General features: G+C 72.8%; 13 protein-coding genes. 11 read left to right on the top strand and 2 right to left on the bottom strand.

The window, feature by feature from the left end:
• Positions 1–29 precede the first annotated feature (29 nt).
• The 7 genes from ACSU6M_RS11455 to holA all read left to right on the top strand — a co-directional run bounded on the left by ACSU6M_RS11455 (position 30) and on the right by holA (position 7,927).
• Positions 30–764 (top strand): hypothetical protein, encoded by a 735-nt coding sequence (locus tag ACSU6M_RS11455; RefSeq protein ID WP_437069277.1) that lies wholly within the window; start codon positions 30–32, stop codon positions 762–764.
• 70 nt (positions 765–834) lie between these two features.
• Complete coding sequence (locus ACSU6M_RS11450) at positions 835–1,680, top strand: DegV family protein (protein ID WP_437069276.1); 846 nt, start codon at positions 835–837, stop codon at positions 1,678–1,680.
• Between the two features lie 420 nt (positions 1,681–2,100).
• Positions 2,101–3,006, top strand: coding sequence for a helix-hairpin-helix domain-containing protein (locus ACSU6M_RS11445; RefSeq protein WP_437069275.1), 906 nt, complete (start codon positions 2,101–2,103; stop codon positions 3,004–3,006).
• A 14-nt stretch (positions 3,007–3,020) separates the two neighbouring features.
• Positions 3,021–5,732: a ComEC/Rec2 family competence protein gene (locus ACSU6M_RS11440; protein ID WP_437075104.1), complete on the top strand. Its 2,712-nt coding sequence runs from the start codon at positions 3,021–3,023 to the stop codon at positions 5,730–5,732.
• Between the two features lie 4 nt (positions 5,733–5,736).
• Positions 5,737–6,585, top strand: a complete 849-nt coding sequence (locus tag ACSU6M_RS11435; protein ID WP_437069274.1) for an arylamine N-acetyltransferase family protein — start codon at positions 5,737–5,739, stop codon at positions 6,583–6,585.
• Positions 6,586–6,615: 30 nt separating this feature from the next.
• On the top strand, positions 6,616–6,861 hold the full coding sequence (locus ACSU6M_RS11430; protein ID WP_437069272.1) for a hypothetical protein: 246 nt from the start codon (positions 6,616–6,618) through the stop codon (positions 6,859–6,861).
• Positions 6,862–6,937: 76 nt separating this feature from the next.
• The gene (gene holA / locus ACSU6M_RS11425) at positions 6,938–7,927 is read left to right on the top strand and encodes a DNA polymerase III subunit delta (RefSeq protein ID WP_437069270.1); all 990 of its coding nucleotides are present in this window, start codon (positions 6,938–6,940) and stop codon (positions 7,925–7,927) included.
• 816 nt (positions 7,928–8,743) lie between these two features.
• Here the strand turns inward: holA and rpsT are convergent.
• A complete protein-coding gene (gene rpsT, locus ACSU6M_RS11420) occupies positions 8,744–9,010 on the bottom strand; it encodes a 30S ribosomal protein S20 (protein ID WP_437069268.1) in 267 nt (88 codons plus the stop codon).
• A 245-nt stretch (positions 9,011–9,255) separates the two neighbouring features.
• On the opposite strand from rpsT, the gene lepA reads away from it, so the two are divergent.
• The 4 genes from lepA (at position 9,256) to hemW (ending at position 16,663) form a co-directional block, all read left to right on the top strand.
• On the top strand, positions 9,256–11,124 hold the full coding sequence (gene lepA, locus ACSU6M_RS11415; RefSeq protein WP_437069266.1) for a translation elongation factor 4: 1,869 nt from the start codon (positions 9,256–9,258) through the stop codon (positions 11,122–11,124).
• A 257-nt stretch (positions 11,125–11,381) separates the two neighbouring features.
• A complete protein-coding gene (locus tag ACSU6M_RS11410) occupies positions 11,382–13,256 on the top strand; it encodes an AMP-dependent synthetase/ligase (protein ID WP_437069264.1) in 1,875 nt (624 codons plus the stop codon).
• A 318-nt stretch (positions 13,257–13,574) separates the two neighbouring features.
• Positions 13,575–15,398: a SpoIIE family protein phosphatase gene (locus tag ACSU6M_RS11405; protein ID WP_437069262.1), complete on the top strand. Its 1,824-nt coding sequence runs from the start codon at positions 13,575–13,577 to the stop codon at positions 15,396–15,398.
• Positions 15,399–15,430: 32 nt separating this feature from the next.
• A complete protein-coding gene (hemW, locus tag ACSU6M_RS11400) occupies positions 15,431–16,663 on the top strand; it encodes a radical SAM family heme chaperone HemW (RefSeq protein WP_437069261.1) in 1,233 nt (410 codons plus the stop codon).
• A 128-nt stretch (positions 16,664–16,791) separates the two neighbouring features.
• Here hemW and ACSU6M_RS11395 read toward each other — a convergent pair whose 3' ends face one another.
• On the bottom strand, positions 16,792–17,598 hold the full coding sequence (locus tag ACSU6M_RS11395) for a DUF3097 domain-containing protein (RefSeq protein WP_437069259.1): 807 nt from the start codon (positions 17,596–17,598) through the stop codon (positions 16,792–16,794).
• Positions 17,599–17,623: the final 25 nt, after the last annotated feature.

Here is a 17,623-nt window from a genome sequence, read left to right as displayed (position 1 = left end):
GCTGTGAACCGGTGTCGAGGAGGAGCGTCGTGGAAGCAGTGATCGCAGTCGTCGTCCTGCTCTTCGTGCTCCTTCTCGGGGTGGGCGCCTACGCCACCGTGAAGGTCGTCGGGGCCGCCAAGCGCGGCGTGGACCGCACGATCACGCAGGCCCGCCGCACGGTCGAGGACCACACACTGCGCGCCAAGTCCTTCGCCCAGCCCGGTCCGGCCGGAGAGCTCGCCCAGCTCCGGCTGTCGCTGCGCACCTCCATGCGCGCCACCCAGGACGCGCTGCACGCGGGCGCGGCCGAGGACGAGTCCCTGAAGGAGTCCCTCGGTCTGTTCGAGCGTCTCAGCGCCCACGGTCACGAACTGGACGCCGAGCTCAGGCGCCTGGAGTCGGAACCGGACCGCGCCACGCTCACCGCGCGCCTGCCCGAGCTGCGCGAGCGCACCGAGCGCATCGTCCACTCCGCGGACTCGCTGCGCTGGGCCGCCCGAGACCGCGCCCGCCGCTTCGCCGACGACGACCTGAACTCCCTGAGCGCGCAGATCGACCTGGAGGCCGGTGCCCTGCGGCACTGGACCACCGAGGAGTCCACGACCCCGCCGCGGTCATGGCCGCAGGCCCCCACCGCCGACGGCTCCACGGCTCGCCAGACCTGGCCGCAGGACGCGCAGCCGCAGTCCGCCGAGGAACCGGCACGGCCCGCCATCACCCCGCCCGGACCACGGCCCACCTACCCCTGGCAGAAGAAGCCCCGCCCGGAGAGCACCACCTGAGTGCGCCACGACGGCCCAGGTGACAGGGCTGGACTGCCGCTCAAGCGCCACGCCAGGTAACCTCCAGCTCATGTCCCGCCATGTCGCGATCGTCACGGATTCCACGGCCTACCTGCCGCAGCGGACGATGGAGCGCCACGGCATCACCGCGGTCCCGCTGACCGTGGTGCTCGGCGACCAGGCGCTGGAAGAGGGCACCGAGATCTCCACCCGCTCCCTCGCCCAGGCCCTGCAGAAACGACGTCCCGTCACCACCTCGCGCCCCAGCCCCGAGCTGTTCGCGCAGCACTACCGCAAGGTCGCCGAGGCGGGAGCCACCGGCATCGTCTCGCTCCATCTGTCCGCGGAGCTGTCCGGCACCTACGACGCGGCGGTCCTCGCCGCCCGTGAGGCACCCGTGCCGGTGCGCGTGGTGGACACCGGCATGGTCGCGATGGCGCTCGGCTTCTGCGCGGTCACCGCGGCGGAGACCGCTGAGTCGGGCGGCACGGTGGACGACGCCGTCACGGCCGCGGAGAAGCGGGCCGCCGCCACCGCCGCCTACTTCTACGTCGACACTCTCGACTTCCTCCGCCGCGGCGGCCGCATCGGCGCGGCTCAGGCCCTCTTCGGGTCCGCGCTCGCCGTGAAGCCGCTGCTCCAGCTGCAAGACGGCCGGATCGGGCCGTTGGAGAAGGTGCGTACGGCGTCCAAGGCCATCGCCCGCCTGGAAGAGCTGGTGGTGGAGCGGGCCGGCGGTGCGCCGGTCGACATCGCGGTCCATCATCTGGCGGCTCCCGACCGGGCCGGGATCCTCGCGGATCGGCTGCGCCGGCGGGTGCCGGGGCTGGGGGATCTGCATGTCAGCGAAGTCGGGGCGGTGATCGGGGCGCATACGGGGCCCGGATTGCTCGGGGTCGTGATCTCGGCGCGGTGAGCGGGTGTCCGGGTCACTCGTCCGGGTGAGGGAGTTTTCCACAACCTGGTGATCGTCCACGGAAGTTGAGCGGGAGCCCCGTGGGCTTGTGAGGTGCCCGATTCTCGTGGCATGGCACTTCGATCATCTTCACGTACGCCGTCCGCGACGAGTGGCCCCGGCCGGGGTCCGTCCTCCGACGGCCGTATGCGTCATCGTCGCCGCATCGTCCGGACGCGGGCCCGGCATGCGCACAGGCCCGCGGAGGAACTGCGGCGCCGGGCGGAGGCGCTGTTCGCCGAGCGCCCGACTCCGCGCCGGGAGACGGGGGCCGGCCCGCCGGGGGTGCCAGGGGGTCCGGGGGCGTCTGCCGTGCCGGGGGCGCCGGGGGCGTCTGCGGTGCCGGGGCGCGGGCTTTCGGCGGCGGTGCGAGAAGAGGGGGTGGAGCGCGACCGGGCGGTGACGGGTGGCTCGGTGGGCGAGAGCCGCCTGAAGGAGGCCGGAGCCGTTCCCCTGGACGGTGGGCACGGTGGTGCCGTGGACGGCGGTCACGGCCGGCCGGGACGGGTCGGGGCGGCTCTGTGGGACCGGATGCCCGTGTGGGTGCAAGCGCGGTGCGGGCTGGAGCGTCGCAGCGTGGTCGCGCTCACCGTCGTGCTGGTCGTCGCCGCAGGGCTGGCCGCGCAGCATTTCTGGAGCGGTCGCACCCAGTCGGTCGCGGCGCCCGAGATCGTGCGGGCGGCCGGTCCGTACGAGGAGCCGCAGGCGAGCGGTTCGGCCGTGCCCGGCTCTGTGCCCGGCAGCGTCGGGGTGGCGGCGGGCGCGCCGAGCGGGGCGCCGATCGGGGCGTCGATCGGGGCGTCGGGCGAGATCGTCGTCGATGTCAGCGGGAAGGTCCGGGAGCCCGGCGTCCACCGGCTGCCGGCCGGATCACGGGTCGCGGACGCCTTGCGGGCGGCGGGCGGGGTGCGGCCCGGCACGAACGTCGACGGACTCAATCGCGCACGGTTCCTGGTGGACGGCGAGCAGGTGATCGTCGGCGTTGCGGCGGGACATGGCACGGGCGGGCCGGGGGGCGAGGTCCCGACCTGGCCGGGCACGGGCGGGACAGGAGGCGGGGTTCCGCCGGGACCGATGGCGCCCGCGGGCCCGACGGCTCCGGTCTCGCTGAACACGGCAACGGTCGAGCAGTTGGACGGTCTGCCCGGCGTGGGGCCGGTGCTGGCCCAGCACATCATCGACTACCGCACTCAGCACGGAGGCTTCCGCTCGGTCGACGAACTGCAGGACGTCAACGGCATCGGTGAGCGCAGGTTCGCCGATCTGCGGAATCTGGTGCGGCCGTGACCACCGGCCCGGTCATGTCCCCGGACGGTGCCACGCCGGGCGTCCATGAGAGCGACCGGGGCGCCTCCCCCTCCCTGACCGGCCGCACACCCGTGCACACCGCGTCCGGCAGACGGCTGGGATCCGCCCATCCCCGGCAGGAGGCACCGACCGACCTCAGGCTCGTGCCACCGGCGCTGGCGGCCTGGGCGACGGCCGCTCTCCTGCTGGACGCGCAGCCGCAGTGGGTGATCGCCGTGACGATCTCCAGTGTCGCCGTGGCGGGGGTGCTGCTCTCGGTGTGGGGCTGCCGGAGCCGGGCGAACGGGAGGAGCGCTCGTCCGCGTCCGGGGCGGTCCGGCGGGAGGGCGCAGAGGAAGGGCTCGGGTCGGCGGGCATGGCCGTGGGGAGTGGTGGCCGCTGTGCTGCTCTGCACCGGGGCGGCGGCCGCCTCGGCCGGGTTGCACGGGGCCGATCTGCGGCGTGGGCCGGTGCCGGGGCTGGTGCGGGACTTCGCCACCGTGACCGCGGAGGTAGAGGTCCGGTCCGACCCTCGGCTGTCCAGACCGCGGGTGCGGGGAAACCGCATGGCGCCGGGGGTGGTGCTGGTCCAGGCGCAGGTGCGCCGCGTCGTGGCGCCGGACGGGACGGCGACGGTGACGCGGACACCGGTGCTCCTGATGGTCGACGCGCGGGTGTCGGGGGTCGGCGAACCGTCGGCCTCACCCTGGCTGCGGCTGCTGCCGTCGACGCGGCTGAGGGTGACCGGGCGGCTGGCACCGGCGGTCGTCGGCGGTGACCGGATCGCGGGTGTGCTGCGGGTACGGGGATCGGGGCCGCCGCGGGTGACGGGGCAGCCGTCGGGATCGCAGCGGCTGGCGGGCCGGCTGCGCGCGGGCCTGCGGGAGGCCAGCGACGGGCTTCCGGCGGACGCGCGGGCGCTGCTGCCCGGGCTCGTGGTCGGGGACACCTCGCGGATCACGCCGGAGCTGGACGAGGCGTTCAAGGAGACCGACCTCGCCCATCTGCTGGCCGTCTCGGGGAGCAACCTCACGATCGTGCTGGCGCTGCTGCTCGGCCCGCCCGGGCTGGCGCAGCGGGCCGAACGCCGCGGCCTGGCCCCGCGCCTGGGCATTCCGCTGCGGACGACGGCGGTGCTGGGCGGGGTGCTCACACTGGGCTTCGTCGTGGTGTGCCGACCGGACCCGAGTGTGCTGCGGGCCGCGGCGTGCGGGTCGGTGGCGCTGCTGGCGCTGGTCACCGGAAGGCGCAGATCGCTGATCCCGGCGCTGGCGACGGCGGTGTTGCTCCTGGTGCTCTACGACCCCTGGCTGGCGCGCAGTTACGGGTTCCTGCTGTCGGTGCTGGCCACCGGGGCGCTGCTGACGGTGGCGCCGCGATGGAGCGCGGGACTGCGGGCACGTGGGGTTCCGCCGCGGGTGGCCGAGGCGCTGGCGGCGGCGGGGGCGGCGCAGGCGCTGTGCGCCCCGGTCGTGGTGGTGCTGTCGGCGCGGGTCAGCCTGGTGGCGGTGCCGTGCAACCTGTTCGCGGAGTTCGCGGTGGCGCCGGCCACGGTGCTGGGGTTCGCCGCGCTGGCGGTGGCGCCGGTGGCGATGCCGGTGGCCGAGTTCCTGGCCTGGTGCGCGGGGTGGCCGGTGGGGTGGATCGCGGACGTGGCCCGGACCGGGGCGGCACTGCCCGGTGGGGGAGTGGACTGGCCGCGCGGTTGGGCGGGGGCGGCGTTGCTCGCGCTGGTCACGGGCGCCGTGCTGCTGGTGGGCAGACGGCTGCTCGTCCGGCCGTGGCTGTGTGTGGTGTGCGGGGTGCTGCTGTTGCTCGCGGTGGTGCAGCCGCCGCCGTTGGCCAGGGTGATCAAGGGGTGGCCCCCGCCGGGGTGGCGGATGGCGATGTGCGATGTGGGGCAGGGCGACGCGTTGGTGCTGGCGGCGGGAGCGGGCCGCGGGGTGGTGGTGGACGCGGGACCCGATCCGGAACCGGTCGACCGCTGTCTGCGCGCGCTCGGTGTCACGGAGGTGCCGCTGGTCGTGCTGACCCACTTCCACGCCGACCATGTGGCCGGGCTGGTGGGGGTGTTGCGGGGGCGTGCCGTGGGGGAGATCCAGACGACGGGGTTCGAGGAGCCTGTCGAACAGGTGGAGTTCGTGCGCAGGGAGGCCGCCGCGCGGAGGATCCCGGTCACTCGGGCGGTGGCGGGGGAACGACGGCGCACGGGTGACCTGACGTGGCAGGTGGTCTGGCCGCCTGCACCGGTCCCGCCGTCGGTGCCGCCTTCGGGGCCGGGCGGCGGAGGGGCGTTCGTGCCGCCTTCGGGGCCGGGCGGCGGAGGGGCGTTCCCGTCGGCGCGGCCGCCGGTGCCCGAGGGGCCGAACGACGCGAGTGTCACGCTGCTGGTGCGCTCGGGCGGGTTGCGGATGCTGCTGCTCGGGGACCTGGAGCCGCCCGCGCAGCGAGCGTTGGCGCGTTCGCCGGGGGCCGCCCTGCTGGAGGGGGTGGATGTGTTGAAGGTCGCCCATCACGGCTCGGCGTACCAGGACCCGGACCTGATACGGCGGGTGGCGCCGCGGGTGGCGCTCGTCTCGGCGGGGGCGGACAACCCGTACGGGCATCCGGCTCCCGGGACGGTCGCCGCGCTGCGGGCCCAGGGGGCGACGGTGCTGCGGACGGACGTCGACGGTGCGGTGGCGGTGTCCGGTGCGGGGGAGGAGATGCGGGTGGCGAGAGACTGAGGGCATGAACTCCACACAGGTTGAGGCATATCTCCGCCGCATCGGGGCCGAGCGTCCGTCGCGTCCCACCGTCGAAGCCCTGCGTGACCTGCACCTTCGGCATCTGCGGACGGTGCCGTTCGAGAACCTGTCGATACATCTCGGCGAGGGGATCGACCTGGATGAGAAGCGGCTGCTGGACAAGGTGGTCGGCGCGCGGAGAGGAGGGTTCTGCTACGAACTCAACGGGGCCTTCGGGGCGTTGCTGGCGGCGCTGGAGTTCGAGGTGACCTACCTTGCCGCGCGGGTGTACGGGGAGGAGGGGCGGCTGGGGGTGCCGTACGACCATCTGGCGCTGCGGGTGGGGACGGAGGACGGGGGTGAGTGGCTGGCGGACGTCGGGTTCGGGGCGCACAGCCATCTGCCGCTGGAACTCGGGGTGCCGGATGAGCAGGTGGATCCCGGTGGGGTGTTCCGGGTCGTGGAGTCGGGGCCGGACGCCGCGGGGGTGCCGGGTGGTGCCGGTGCGGGGGGCCTGGGCGACCTGGACGTGGTCAAGGACGGCCGGCCCGAGTACCGGCTGGAGACGCGGCCCAGGGTGTTCGGTGACTTCGTCGTGGGGGCGTGGTGGCACAGCACCTCGCCGCGGTCGCACTTCCTGCGGTCGCTGGTGTGTTCGCGGGTGACGGAGGAGGGAGGGCGGATCACGCTCAGCGGGCGGACCCTGACGGCGACGACGCCCGGGGGAGCGCGGGAGGTACGGGAGCTGGGGGCGGACGAGGAGGTGCTGGGGGCCTATCGGGAGCGGTTCGGGATCGAGCTGGACCGGGTGCCGGAGGTGCGGGTGGGGCCGGGGACCGGGGGCAACGGCTAGCCGGGGCGGGGGGTGCCGGAAAATGGGGGCGTGAGCGATGTGAGACATGTGCTGGTGCTGCCGGATCGGGATGCGGCGGAGGAGGCGGCCGAGGCGCTCGGGGAGCGGTTCGGGCTGGACGAGGAGCCGCAGCTGGTGCGGGACGCGTTGGCCGGGGAGGACGACGCGGAGGACGCGCAGTGGCTGGTCGTCGTGCGGGACGAGGCGGGGCGGCTCGATCCTCGGGAGCTGGATGAGTTCGCCGGGGAGTGGGAGGGGTGGCGCGAGGAGCCGTAGGACCTTCCCGGCTGGCCGGTGGGCGGTCGCGTCGGCCGGGACCCCGCTGTCAGTGGCCCGTGACATGCTTGTCCCGATGGCCAGGAAGACTGCGAATGACGACCCTCTCGCCCCGGTGACGCTGGCCGTGGGCCAGGAGGAGCTGCTGTTGGACCGTGCCGTGCAGGAGGTCGTGGCCGCGGCCAGGGCCGCCGACGCGGACACGGATGTGCGGGATCTGAGCTCGGACCAGGTGCAGCCGGGGACGCTCGCCGAGCTGACCAGTCCGTCGTTGTTCGCCGAGCGCAAGGTCGTCGTCGTGCGCAACGCGCAGGACCTGTCGGCCGACACCGTCAAGGACGTGCAGGCGTATCTGGGGGCGCCCGCCGAGGAGATCACCCTGGTGCTGCTGCACGCCGGTGGGGTGAAGGGCAAGAAGCTCCTCGACGCGGCACGCAAGGCGGGGGCACGGGAGGTCGCCTGTCCGAAGATGACCAAGCCCGCGGACCGGCTGGCGTTCGTCCGGCAGGAGTTCCGGGCGCAGGGGCGGTCGGCCACGCCGGAGGCGTGCCAGGCGCTGGTCGACGCCATCGGCAGTGATCTGCGGGAGCTGGCGTCCGCGGTGTCGCAGTTGATCGCCGATGTCGAGGGGACGATCGACGAGGCGATCGTCGGGCGGTACTACACCGGGCGGGCCGAGGCGTCGAGCTTCACCGTCGCCGACCGGGCGGTGGAGGGACGGGCCGCGGAGGCGCTGGAGGCGCTGAGGTGGTCGCTGGCGACCGGTGTGGCCCCGGTGATGATCACCAGCGCGCTGGCGCAGGGCGTACGGGCGATCGGAAAGCTGTCGTCGGCCCGCGGCGGACGGCCCGCCGATCTCGCGCGGGAGCTCGGGATGCCGCCCTGGAAGATCGACCGGGTGCGGCAGCAGATGCGGGGCTGGACGCCCGACGGGGTGGCCGTCGCCCTGCGGGCGATCGCCGAGGCCGACGCCGGCGTGAAGGGCGGCGGCGACGACCCGGAGTACGCGCTGGAGAAGGCCGTGGTGACCATCGCGCGAGCGGCCCGTTCCCGCGGCAGGGCGTGAGCCGGTAGCCCGGCGGTACGGTGGCCGGGCCGGCGCCACCTGGTGGACCGGCCTGGAGGCCCGTCGCCGGCAAGGGCCCGGCACGCTCCGCACCCTCGCCGGACCCGCGCACCCTCCGGCTGCCATGCACTCCCGCGTACGGGCGCCCCGCTTGATCCCACACGCCACCCGCACGCCGCTCCTGGACAGCCGCGCTCGCGTACAGGCTGCCTGCCCGGCCCGGCGCGCGCCCGCGTACAGGCGGTCTGTCCGGCCCCGGCCCGCCTTCGCGTGCAGGTCGTCTGTCCGGCCCCGGCCCGTGCCCGCGTACAGGTCGTCTACCCGGCCCGGCACGCATCCGCGCCCAGACGCCCCTGCCCGACCCCGGCCTCGCCCCGCGTACGGGCCCGGCCTGCCCGGCCCCGTCCGCACCCGCGCCCAGACCACCTCCCCCTCCCAAGCCCGCACCGCGCACCCGCGCCCAGCCAGCCCCGCAAGCCCCCGACCCACCCGCGCTAGCCCTGACACCAGCGCTAGCCCCCGGCACACCCCCGCAAGCGCCCTGCACACCCCCGCAAGCCCCCTGCACACCCGGCTAGCCCCCCGCAAGCCCCCGGCACACCCCTGCCACGCACCCCCGCCAACCCAAAGACCCCGGCACCCGTCCTGGGGAAGGACAGGCGCCGGGGCCTTCGGTTCAAGCTGCTGAGCCCGTACCCGCGTGGCGAACGCAGGCCGCGTACAGGCTCGGGGTGCCGGTCGGGAGCGGATGAGAGAGGGCCCGCTCGGGGTCCTTCCGGCGTCGGCCCCCTGGGGGACCGGTCAGATCAGAAGGTGTCAGCCCTTGAGGGACGCGACCTGGGAAGCAAGCGCCGACTTCTTGTTGGCGGCCTGGTTCTTGTGGATGACGCCCTTGGAGACGGCCTTGTCGAGCTGACGCGCGGCAGCGCGCTGGTACTCGGTGGCCTTCTCGACGTCACCCGCGGCGGCGGCCTCACGGGCCTTGCGGATCGCGGTCTTCAGGGAGGACTTGACGGCCTTGTTGCGCAGCCGAGCCTTCTCGTTGGTCTTGATCCGCTTGATCTGGGACTTGATGTTCGCCACTGATGAGCCTTTACAGGTTCAGGCACGGGGCCGTGAGGGCTCCGGACAAGGAGAATCCCAGGTCCCGTACCAGGTGATTTCTTGGGGTTGCGCCTCGCGCTGAGAGGGCATGAGGCACAGCCACCCAGACTACCAGCGCCCCTCCAGGTGGCCCAAACCGGCCGTCGGTCCCCGGCCGTGGGACCATGGAGGCTACGTATCGATCCGACCCGAGGCATAAGGCGCCTCAAGAGACAGGACCCTGCGTGCCCGCGACCCCTAACAATGTGCCCGAGCCGAGCCGTACCGACCCGGCTCTGATCCGCAATTTCTGCATCATCGCGCACATCGACCACGGCAAGTCCACGCTCGCCGACCGGATGCTCCAGCTGACCGGTGTGGTCGAGCAGCGGCAGATGCGCGCTCAGTACCTCGACCGCATGGACATCGAGCGCGAGCGCGGCATCACGATCAAGTCCCAGGCCGTGCGCCTGCCCTGGGCTCCGACCCACGACCCGGGCAACACGCACATCCTCAACATGATCGACACCCCGGGGCACGTCGACTTCACCTACGAGGTCTCGCGGTCGCTGGCCGCCTGCGAGGGGACCATCCTCCTCGTCGACGCCGCCCAGGGCATCGAGGCGCAGACCCTCGCCAACCTCTACCTGGCGATGGAGAACGACCTCACGATCATCCCCGTGCTGAACAAGATCGACCTGCCGGCCGCGCAGCCCGAGAAGTTCGCCGAGGAGCTCGCCAACCTGGTCGGATGCGACCCGTCCGACGTGCTCAGGGTCTCCGCGAAGACCGGCATCGGTGTCGACGCGCTGCTCGACAAGGTGGTCGCCGAGGTCCCGGCGCCGGTCGGCGTCAAGGACGCGCCCGCACGCGCCATGATCTTCGACTCGGTCTACGACTCCTACCGGGGTGTCGTGACGTACGTGCGGGTCATCGACGGCCAGCTCAACAAGCGCGAGCGCATCAAGATGATGTCGACCGGCGCCACCCACGAGCTGCTGGAGATCGGCACCAACTCGCCGGAGATGCTCGGCGCCGACGGCCTCGGCGTGGGCGAGGTGGGCTATCTGATCACCGGTGTGAAGGACGTCCGCCAGTCCAAGGTCGGTGACACCGTCACCAGCCAGTCCAAGGGCGCCACCGAGCCGCTCGGCGGCTACAAGGACCCGAAGCCGATGGTCTTCTCCGGTCTGTATCCGCTGGACGGCTCGGACTACCCCGAGCTGCGCGAGGCCCTGGACAAGCTCCAGCTCAACGACGCCGCGCTGGTCTACGAGCCGGAGACCTCCGCCGCCCTCGGCTTCGGCTTCCGCGTCGGCTTCCTCGGCCTGCTGCACCTGGACGTGATCCGCGAGCGGCTGGAGCGCGAGTTCGGCCTCGACCTGATCGCGACCGCGCCGAACGTGGTCTACCGGGTCGTGATGGAGGACGGCAGCGAGCATGTCGTCACCAACCCGAGCGAGTTCCCCGAGGGCAAGATCAACGAGGTGTACGAGCCGGTCGTGCGCGCCACGATCCTCGCGCCCACCGAGTTCATCGGCTCGATCATGGAGCTGTGCCAGAACCGGCGCGGCACCCTCCTCGGCATGGACTACCTCTCCGAGGACCGGGTCGAGATCCGCTACACCCTGCCGCTCGCCGAGATCGTCTTCGACTTCTTCGACCAGTTGAAGTCGAAGACGCGCGGTTACGCCTCCCTGGACTACGAGCCCACCGGCGAGCAGACCTCCAGCCTGGTCAAGGTCGACATCCTGCTGCACGGCGACAAGGTGGACGCGTTCTCCGCGATCACCCACAAGGACCAGGCGTACGCGTACGGCGTACGGCTCGTCGCCAAGCTCAAGGAACTGATCCCGCGGCAGGCGTTCGAGGTGCCGGTCCAGGCGGCCATCGGCTCCCGGGTCATCGCCCGCGAGACCATCCGTGCCATCCGCAAGGACGTCCTCGCCAAGTGCTACGGCGGTGACATCTCCCGTAAGCGGAAGCTGCTGGAGAAGCAGAAGGAGGGCAAGAAGCGGATGAAGATGGTGGGTTCCGTGGAGGTTCCGCAGGAAGCCTTCATCGCGGTGCTGTCCAGCGATGACAGCGCGGGGTCGGGCAAGGGCAAGAAGTAGCCCGCGGGGACGCCCGCAAAACGGACGCCGAGGGGCCCGTCGTACGAAAGTGCGGCGGGCCCCTCGTGTGTGGCGGGTATGTGTCTGTAGGAAGTGACAGGGCGCGGACTCTTACGCAGCGGGCGGTCGGGCTCTAACCTGTCCCTGCTCGATAGTTACTCGCGAGTTAAACAACGGCGCGTGAGTGAAAACCAGCCGCAGTGTCGGCGCAAGCCGCCCTGAGCCAGCCGCATCGTCGCGGGCCCCCGGAGGATGTCGTGAGCGACACACAGACTTTGATCGAGAACCGTCCGCCGTCCGTCGCGGGCCTCTTCCTGGAGCGCGTGGCGGCCACGCCGGACGCCGAGGCGTACCGCTATCCGGTGCCCGCGGCATCCGGCCAGGGCCCCGACGAGTGGAAGTCGCTCAGCTGGTCCCAGGCCGCCGACCGGGTGTACGCCGTCGCGGCCGGCCTCATCGAGCTCGGTGTCCAGCCCGAGCAGCGCGTCGCCCTCGCCTCGGCCACCCGTATCGAGTGGATCCTCGCCGACCTCGGCATCATGTGCGCCGGCGCGGCCACCACGACGATCTACCCGCAGACCAACGCCGACGAGGCCGCGTACATCCTCGCCGACTCCGGCAGCCGGGTGCTGATCGCCGAGAACGCCGAGCAGGTCGACAAGGCGCGGGAGAAGCGCGACGAGCTGCCCGAGCTGACCCATGTCGTGGTGATCGACGCCGAGGGCGTGGAGACCGGCGACTGGGTCCTCTCCCTCGCCGAGCTGGAGAGCCGCGGCGCCGCCCGGCTGGAGAAGGACCCCCAGCTGATCAAGGAGCGCGTGGCGGCGATCACCAAGGACCAGCTCGCCACCCTCATCTACACCTCCGGCACCACCGGCCGCCCCAAGGGCGTGCGCCTGCCGCACGACAACTGGTCCTACATGGCCAAGGCCATCGCCGCGACCGGCCTGGTCGGCCCCGACGACGTGCAGTACCTGTGGCTGCCGCTCGCCCATGTCTTCGGCAAGGTGCTCACCTCGGGGCAGATCGAGGTCGGCCATGTCACCGCCGTCGACGGCCGTGTCGACAAGATCATCGAGAACCTTCCGGTCGTCCAGCCGACCTACATGGCGGCTGTGCCCCGTATCTTCGAGAAGGTCTACAACGGCGTCGCCGCCAAGGCCCGCGCGGGCGGCGCGGCCAAGTACAAGATCTTCCAGTGGGCGGCCGGGGTCGCCCGCGAGTACGCCAAGGTCACCCAGGACAACTTCCGCCGCACCGGCACCGCGAGCGCCCCCTTCGGCCTGAAGGCCAAGCACGGCATCGCCGACAAGCTCGTCTACGCCAAGCTCCGCGAGGCATTCGGCGGCAACCTGCGGGCCTGCGTGTCCGGCTCGGTCGCCCTCGCCCCCGACATCGGCTACTTCTTCTCCGGCGCCGGCATCCACATCCTGGAGGGCTACGGCCTCACCGAGTCCTCCGCCGCGTCCTTCGTCAACCCCGGTGAGGCGTACCGCACCGGCACGGTCGGCAAGCCGCTGCCCGGCACGGAGGTGCGGATCGCCGACGACGGCGAGATCCTGCTGCGCGGCCCCGGCATCATGGAGGGCTACCACGGGCTGCCGGAGAAGACGGCGGAGGTCCTGGAGCCGGACGGCTGGTTCCACACCGGCGACATCGGCGAGCTGTCCCCCGACGGCTATCTGCGGATCACCGACCGCAAGAAGGACCTGTTCAAGACCTCGGGCGGCAAGTACGTGGCGCCCACCGAGATCGAGGGGCAGTTCAAGGCGGTGTGCCCGTTCGTGTCGAACATCCTCGTGCACGGGGCCGACCGGAACTTCTGCACCGCGCTCATCGCGCTCGACGAGGCCGCGATCAGCGGGTGGGCCGAGGAGAACGGCCTCGGCGGCAAGTCGTACGCCGAGATCGTGGCGGCGCCGCAGACCGTGGAGATGGTCGACGGCTATGTGCAGCGGCTCAACGCCGGGCTCCAGAGGTGGCAGACGATCAAGAAGTTCCGGCTGCTGCCGCGGGATCTCGATGTGGAGCACGGGGAGATCACGCCGAGTCTGAAGCTGAAGCGTCCGGTGGTGGAGCGGGAGTACCAGCATCTGCTCGATGAGATGTACGAGGGTACGCGCGAAGCGTAGGGGGTGGCGGGGGACTGTGCGGCGGCCTGCGGAGTGTCCGTGGCTCGTCGCGCGGTTCCCCGCGACCTGAGGCAGTCCCGGCGACCCTGAGGCAGTCCCGCGCGGCCCCGAGGCAGTCCCGGCGCCCCCGAGGCAGTCCCTCGCGCCCCTGAGGTATGTATCCCTTACGGCGTGAAAACGATCCGGTTCCGTAACTTCCGTAGCACACTTCCCGCCCAAGGCGGTCCGATTCCGTAACTCCGCGCTTCTGGTCGCGACCCCTCTGTCACCCTGGCGGCAGAGTGAGGTCAATACGTCCGAAAGTTCGGGGAGTTGTCCATGCGGGCCATTCCGGTGCAGCGGGAGACCGGTGCCTCCGCGCGACCCTCCGACCTCCGTACGAAGCTGGTGGGAGGGCCGCTGGCGCCGGGGACGGCACGGGCGCTGGCGCGGGCCGCGTTCCAGGAGTGGGCTCCGGACGAGGAGCGGATGAGCGCGGACGCGCTGGTCGTCGTCAGCGAGCTGGTCACCAGCGCCGTGGTGCACGCCGGGACGGACATCGAGCTGTACTGCCGGCTGGAGGGCGACGGCCGGGCACTGGTCGTCGAGGTCACCGACCGGCATCCGGCGCGGCCCCCGCGCGGCACCTCGGCAGAGGCGCAGGAGTACGGGCGCGGACTGCGGCTGGTCGCGGGGCTCGCCGAGAGCTGGGGCGTGACGTACCGCAAGGACGCCAGGACGGTGTGGGCGCGGATCAGCGCCGACGAGACCGGCGGCTGCGCTCCCGAGTCCGCGCTGGACGCCGCCGCGCTCCTCGCCCCCGAGGGCCGCGGCGCGCAGAGCGAGGGGGACTGGCTCGGACGCGGTGCCCTCTCCTTCCTCGCGGAGGCGTCCGATCTGCTCGCCGGACAGCTCGACGAGGACCTGGTCGCCGCGCTCACCGGCCAGCTGGTCGTGCCGCGGCTCGCCGACTGGTGCGCGATCTGGCTGGAGGACGAGGTCACCGGGCGCTGGGGATCCCCCCGCTCCGGCGCGGCCGACGGCGACGGGCTGCCCGGACCCCGGCTCGGCCGGGTCTGGCACGGCTGCGAGGACCGCGTCGACGCCCTGCGCCGCGCCCTGGAGAAGGAGCCGCCCCGCCCCGACGGCCTGCGCTCCGGACCCGACGCCTACCCGTGGCCCGCCGCCGCGCTCGCTCCCGGCGCGCCGCACGGCTGCGCGCTCGCCTACCGGCTGATCGCCGGCGGCCGCCCGCTGGGCACCCTCGTCATCGGCCGCGCCGGCGTCCTGCGCTTCCCCGACGAGATCACCGGCCTCGTGGAAGACCTCGCCCGCCGGGTCGCCCTCGCCATCGGCGCCGCCCGCCAGTACGCCCGGCAGGCCACCATCAGCGCCGTCCTCCAGCGCGGCCTGCTGCCCGGCGCGGTCGCCGAGATCCCCGGTGTGCGCAGCGCGCTCGTCTACGAGCCCTGTGACAAGGGCGGCCCCAGCGGCGACTTCTACGACCTGTTCCCGGCCGGCCACGGCCGCTGGTGCTTCGCCGTCGGCGACGTGCAGGGCAAGGGCCCCGAGGCCGCCGTCGTCATCGGCCTCGCCCGGCCCTGGCTGCGGCTGCTGGCCCGCGAGGGCTACCGGGTCGCCGATGTCCTCGACCGCCTCAACCAGCTCCTCCTCGACGACGCGACCGAGGCCGCCGACGCCGCCGCCCGCGCCCTCGTCGGCCCCGCCGCGCCCGGCGACGGCCCGCAGACCCGCTTCCTGTCCCTCCTGTACGGCGAACTCGTGCCCCTGGAAGGCGGCGGCGTCCGCTGCACCCTCGCCTCCGCCGGGCACCCGCTGCCGCTGCTGCTCGGCGCCGACGGCAGCGTCCGCCCCGCCGCGCGCCCGCAGACGCTGCTCGGGGTCGTCGAGGACGAGACGTACACCAGCGAGACCTTCGAGCTGTGGCCCGGCGACAGCCTGCTGTGCGTCACCGACGGTGTCACCGAGCGGCGCGACGGCACCCGCCAGTTCGACGACGCCGACGGCCTCGCCACCGCCCTCGCCGGGTGCGCGGGGCTCGACGCCGAGCTGATCGCGGAGCGCATCCGGCGCCTCGTGCACGACTTCGGCGCGCGGCCGCCGGAGGACGACCTGGCGCTGCTGGTGCTCCAGGCCGAATAGAGCCACCCCGGACATGGGGGACACTGGAAGACATGCCTTCCGCACTCCCCGACGGCGAGCCCGTCCCCGCCGACGGCGCGCTGCCCGCCTCCGCGCTCGCCGGGGCCGCCGACCGGCCCCTCGGCTTCTACCTGCACGTCCCCTACTGCGCGACCCGCTGCGGCTACTGCGACTTCAACACCTACACCGCCACCGAGCTGCGCGGCACGGGCGGAGTGCTGGCCTCCCGCGACAACTACGCCGAGACGCTGATCGACGAGATCCGCCTGGCGCGGAAGGTGCTGGGCGACGACCCCCGCGAGGTCCGCACGGTGTTCGTCGGCGGCGGCACGCCGACCCTGCTGGCCGCCGACGACCTCGTACGGATGCTGGGGGCGATCCGCGACGAGTTCGGACTCGCGCCCGACGCCGAGATCACGACGGAGGCGAACCCGGAGTCGGTCGACCCGGCCTACCTGGCCACCCTTCGCGAAGGCGGCTTCAACCGGATCTCCTTCGGCATGCAGAGCGCCAGGCAGCACGTGCTGCGCGTACTGGACCGCACGCACACGCCGGGCCGCCCCGAGGCGTGCGTGGCGGAGGCGCGGGCGGCGGGCTTCGAGCACGTCAACCTCGACCTGATCTACGGCACGCCGGGCGAGTCCGACGACGACTGGCGGGCCTCGCTGGAGGCCGCGCTGGGCGCCGGTCCGGACCACATCAGCGCGTACGCCCTGATCGTCGAGGAGGGTACGCAGCTCGCGCGCCGCATCCGCCGGGGCGAGGTCCCGATGACCGACGACGACGTCCACGCGGACCGGTATCTGATCGCCGAGGAGATGCTGTCCGGGGCGGGCTTCGACTGGTACGAGGTCTCCAACTGGGCCACCTCGGAGGCGGGCCGCTGCCTGCACAACGAGCTCTACTGGCGCGGCGCCGACTGGTGGGGCGCGGGGCCCGGCGCCCACTCCCACGTGGGCGGGGTGCGCTGGTGGAACGTCAAGCATCCGGGGGCGTACGCGGCGGCCCTGGCAGAGGGGCGGTCGCCGGGGGCGGGGCGTGAGCTGCTGTCCGACGAGGACCGCAGGGTGGAGCGCATTCTGCTGGAGCTGCGGCTGCGGGAAGGCGTCCCGCTGTCGTTGCTACGGGAGGACGGGCTCGCGGCATCCCGCCGTGCCCTGTCCGACGGACTGCTCCAGCAGAAGCCGTACGACGAAGGGCGCGCGGTGCTGACGCTGCGGGGGCGGCTGCTGGCGGACGCGGTGGTGCGGGACCTGGTGGACTGACATGCGAACCCCCGCACGAGCGGGGACCATGACCTGCTCGGGCGGGTCGACGAGCTGATCGACGGACCACCTCCGCGTGGGCGGAGAGCAATCCACAGGTCCTGTGGTGCCAACGACCGGTCAGGCTCTCAGGGCACGGTCACGTGATCGATGAGACGCTCGACACAGCCCAACAGCTCCGGCTCCAGGTCCCTGTAGGACCCCACCCGCTTCAGGATGGCCTGCCACACCGCGCCCGTGTTCTCCGCAGGCCACCCCAGCGCCCGGCACACGCCCGTCTTCCAGTCCTGCCCGCGCGGGACACGCGGCCACTCCCGGATCCCCAGGGACGACGGCTTCACCGCCTCCCAGATGTCGATGTACGGGTGACCCACCACCAGCGCGTGCTCGCTCGTCACCGACTGTGCGATCCGCCACTCCTTGGAGCCCGGCACCAGGTGGTCCACCAGCACCCCCAGCCGCGCGTCCGGGCCCGGCGCGAAGTCCTCGACGATCCTCGGCAGGTCGTCCACGCCCTCCAGGTACTCCACGACCACGCCCTCGATGCGCAGGTCGTCGCCCCAGACCTTCTCGACCAGCTCGGCATCGTGCCGGCCCTCGACGTAGATGCGGCCCGCGCGGGCCACGCGGGCGCGGGCACCGGGGACGGCCACCGAGCCGGAGGCGGTACGGGTGGGGCGTACAGGAGCCGAGGACGAAGGCCGCACCAGGGTCACGACCCTGCCCTCCAGCAGGAAGCCCCGCGGCTCCAGCGGGAACACCCGGTGCTTGCCGAAGCGGTCCTCCAGGGTCACCGTGCCCGCCTCGCAGCGGATCACCGCGCCGCAGAAGCCCGACCCCGGCTCCTCGACGACCAGGCCGGGCTCGGCCGGGACCTCGGGGACGGGCTGCGGCTTCTTCCAGGGAGGGGTCAGATCGGCGGAGTACTGGCGCATTCGGATGACGATAGGAACAGGCCGG

Source organism: Streptomyces sp. enrichment culture (assembly GCF_964272895.1).
GTDB lineage: Bacteria > Actinomycetota > Actinomycetes > Streptomycetales > Streptomycetaceae > Streptomyces.
The sequence above is the reverse complement of the archived record's forward strand: the minus strand, read 5'-3'. Positions and strand labels throughout refer to the sequence as shown.

Excerpts from the sequence above, each read along its gene's own strand:
- ACSU6M_RS11450 (WP_437069276.1), top strand. The coding sequence starts at position 835 with ATGTCCCGCCATGTCGCGATCGTCACGGATTCCACGGCCTACCTGCCG.
- ACSU6M_RS11405 (WP_437069262.1), top strand. The coding sequence starts at position 13,575 with ATGCGGGCCATTCCGGTGCAGCGGGAGACCGGTGCCTCCGCGCGACCC.
- holA (WP_437069270.1), top strand. The coding sequence starts at position 6,938 with ATGGCCAGGAAGACTGCGAATGACGACCCTCTCGCCCCGGTGACGCTG.
- ACSU6M_RS11440 (WP_437075104.1), top strand. The coding sequence starts at position 3,021 with ATGTCCCCGGACGGTGCCACGCCGGGCGTCCATGAGAGCGACCGGGGC.
- ACSU6M_RS11435 (WP_437069274.1), top strand. The coding sequence starts at position 5,737 with ATGAACTCCACACAGGTTGAGGCATATCTCCGCCGCATCGGGGCCGAG.
- hemW (WP_437069261.1), top strand. The coding sequence starts at position 15,431 with ATGCCTTCCGCACTCCCCGACGGCGAGCCCGTCCCCGCCGACGGCGCG.
- ACSU6M_RS11395 (WP_437069259.1), bottom strand. The coding sequence starts at position 17,598 with ATGCGCCAGTACTCCGCCGATCTGACCCCTCCCTGGAAGAAGCCGCAG.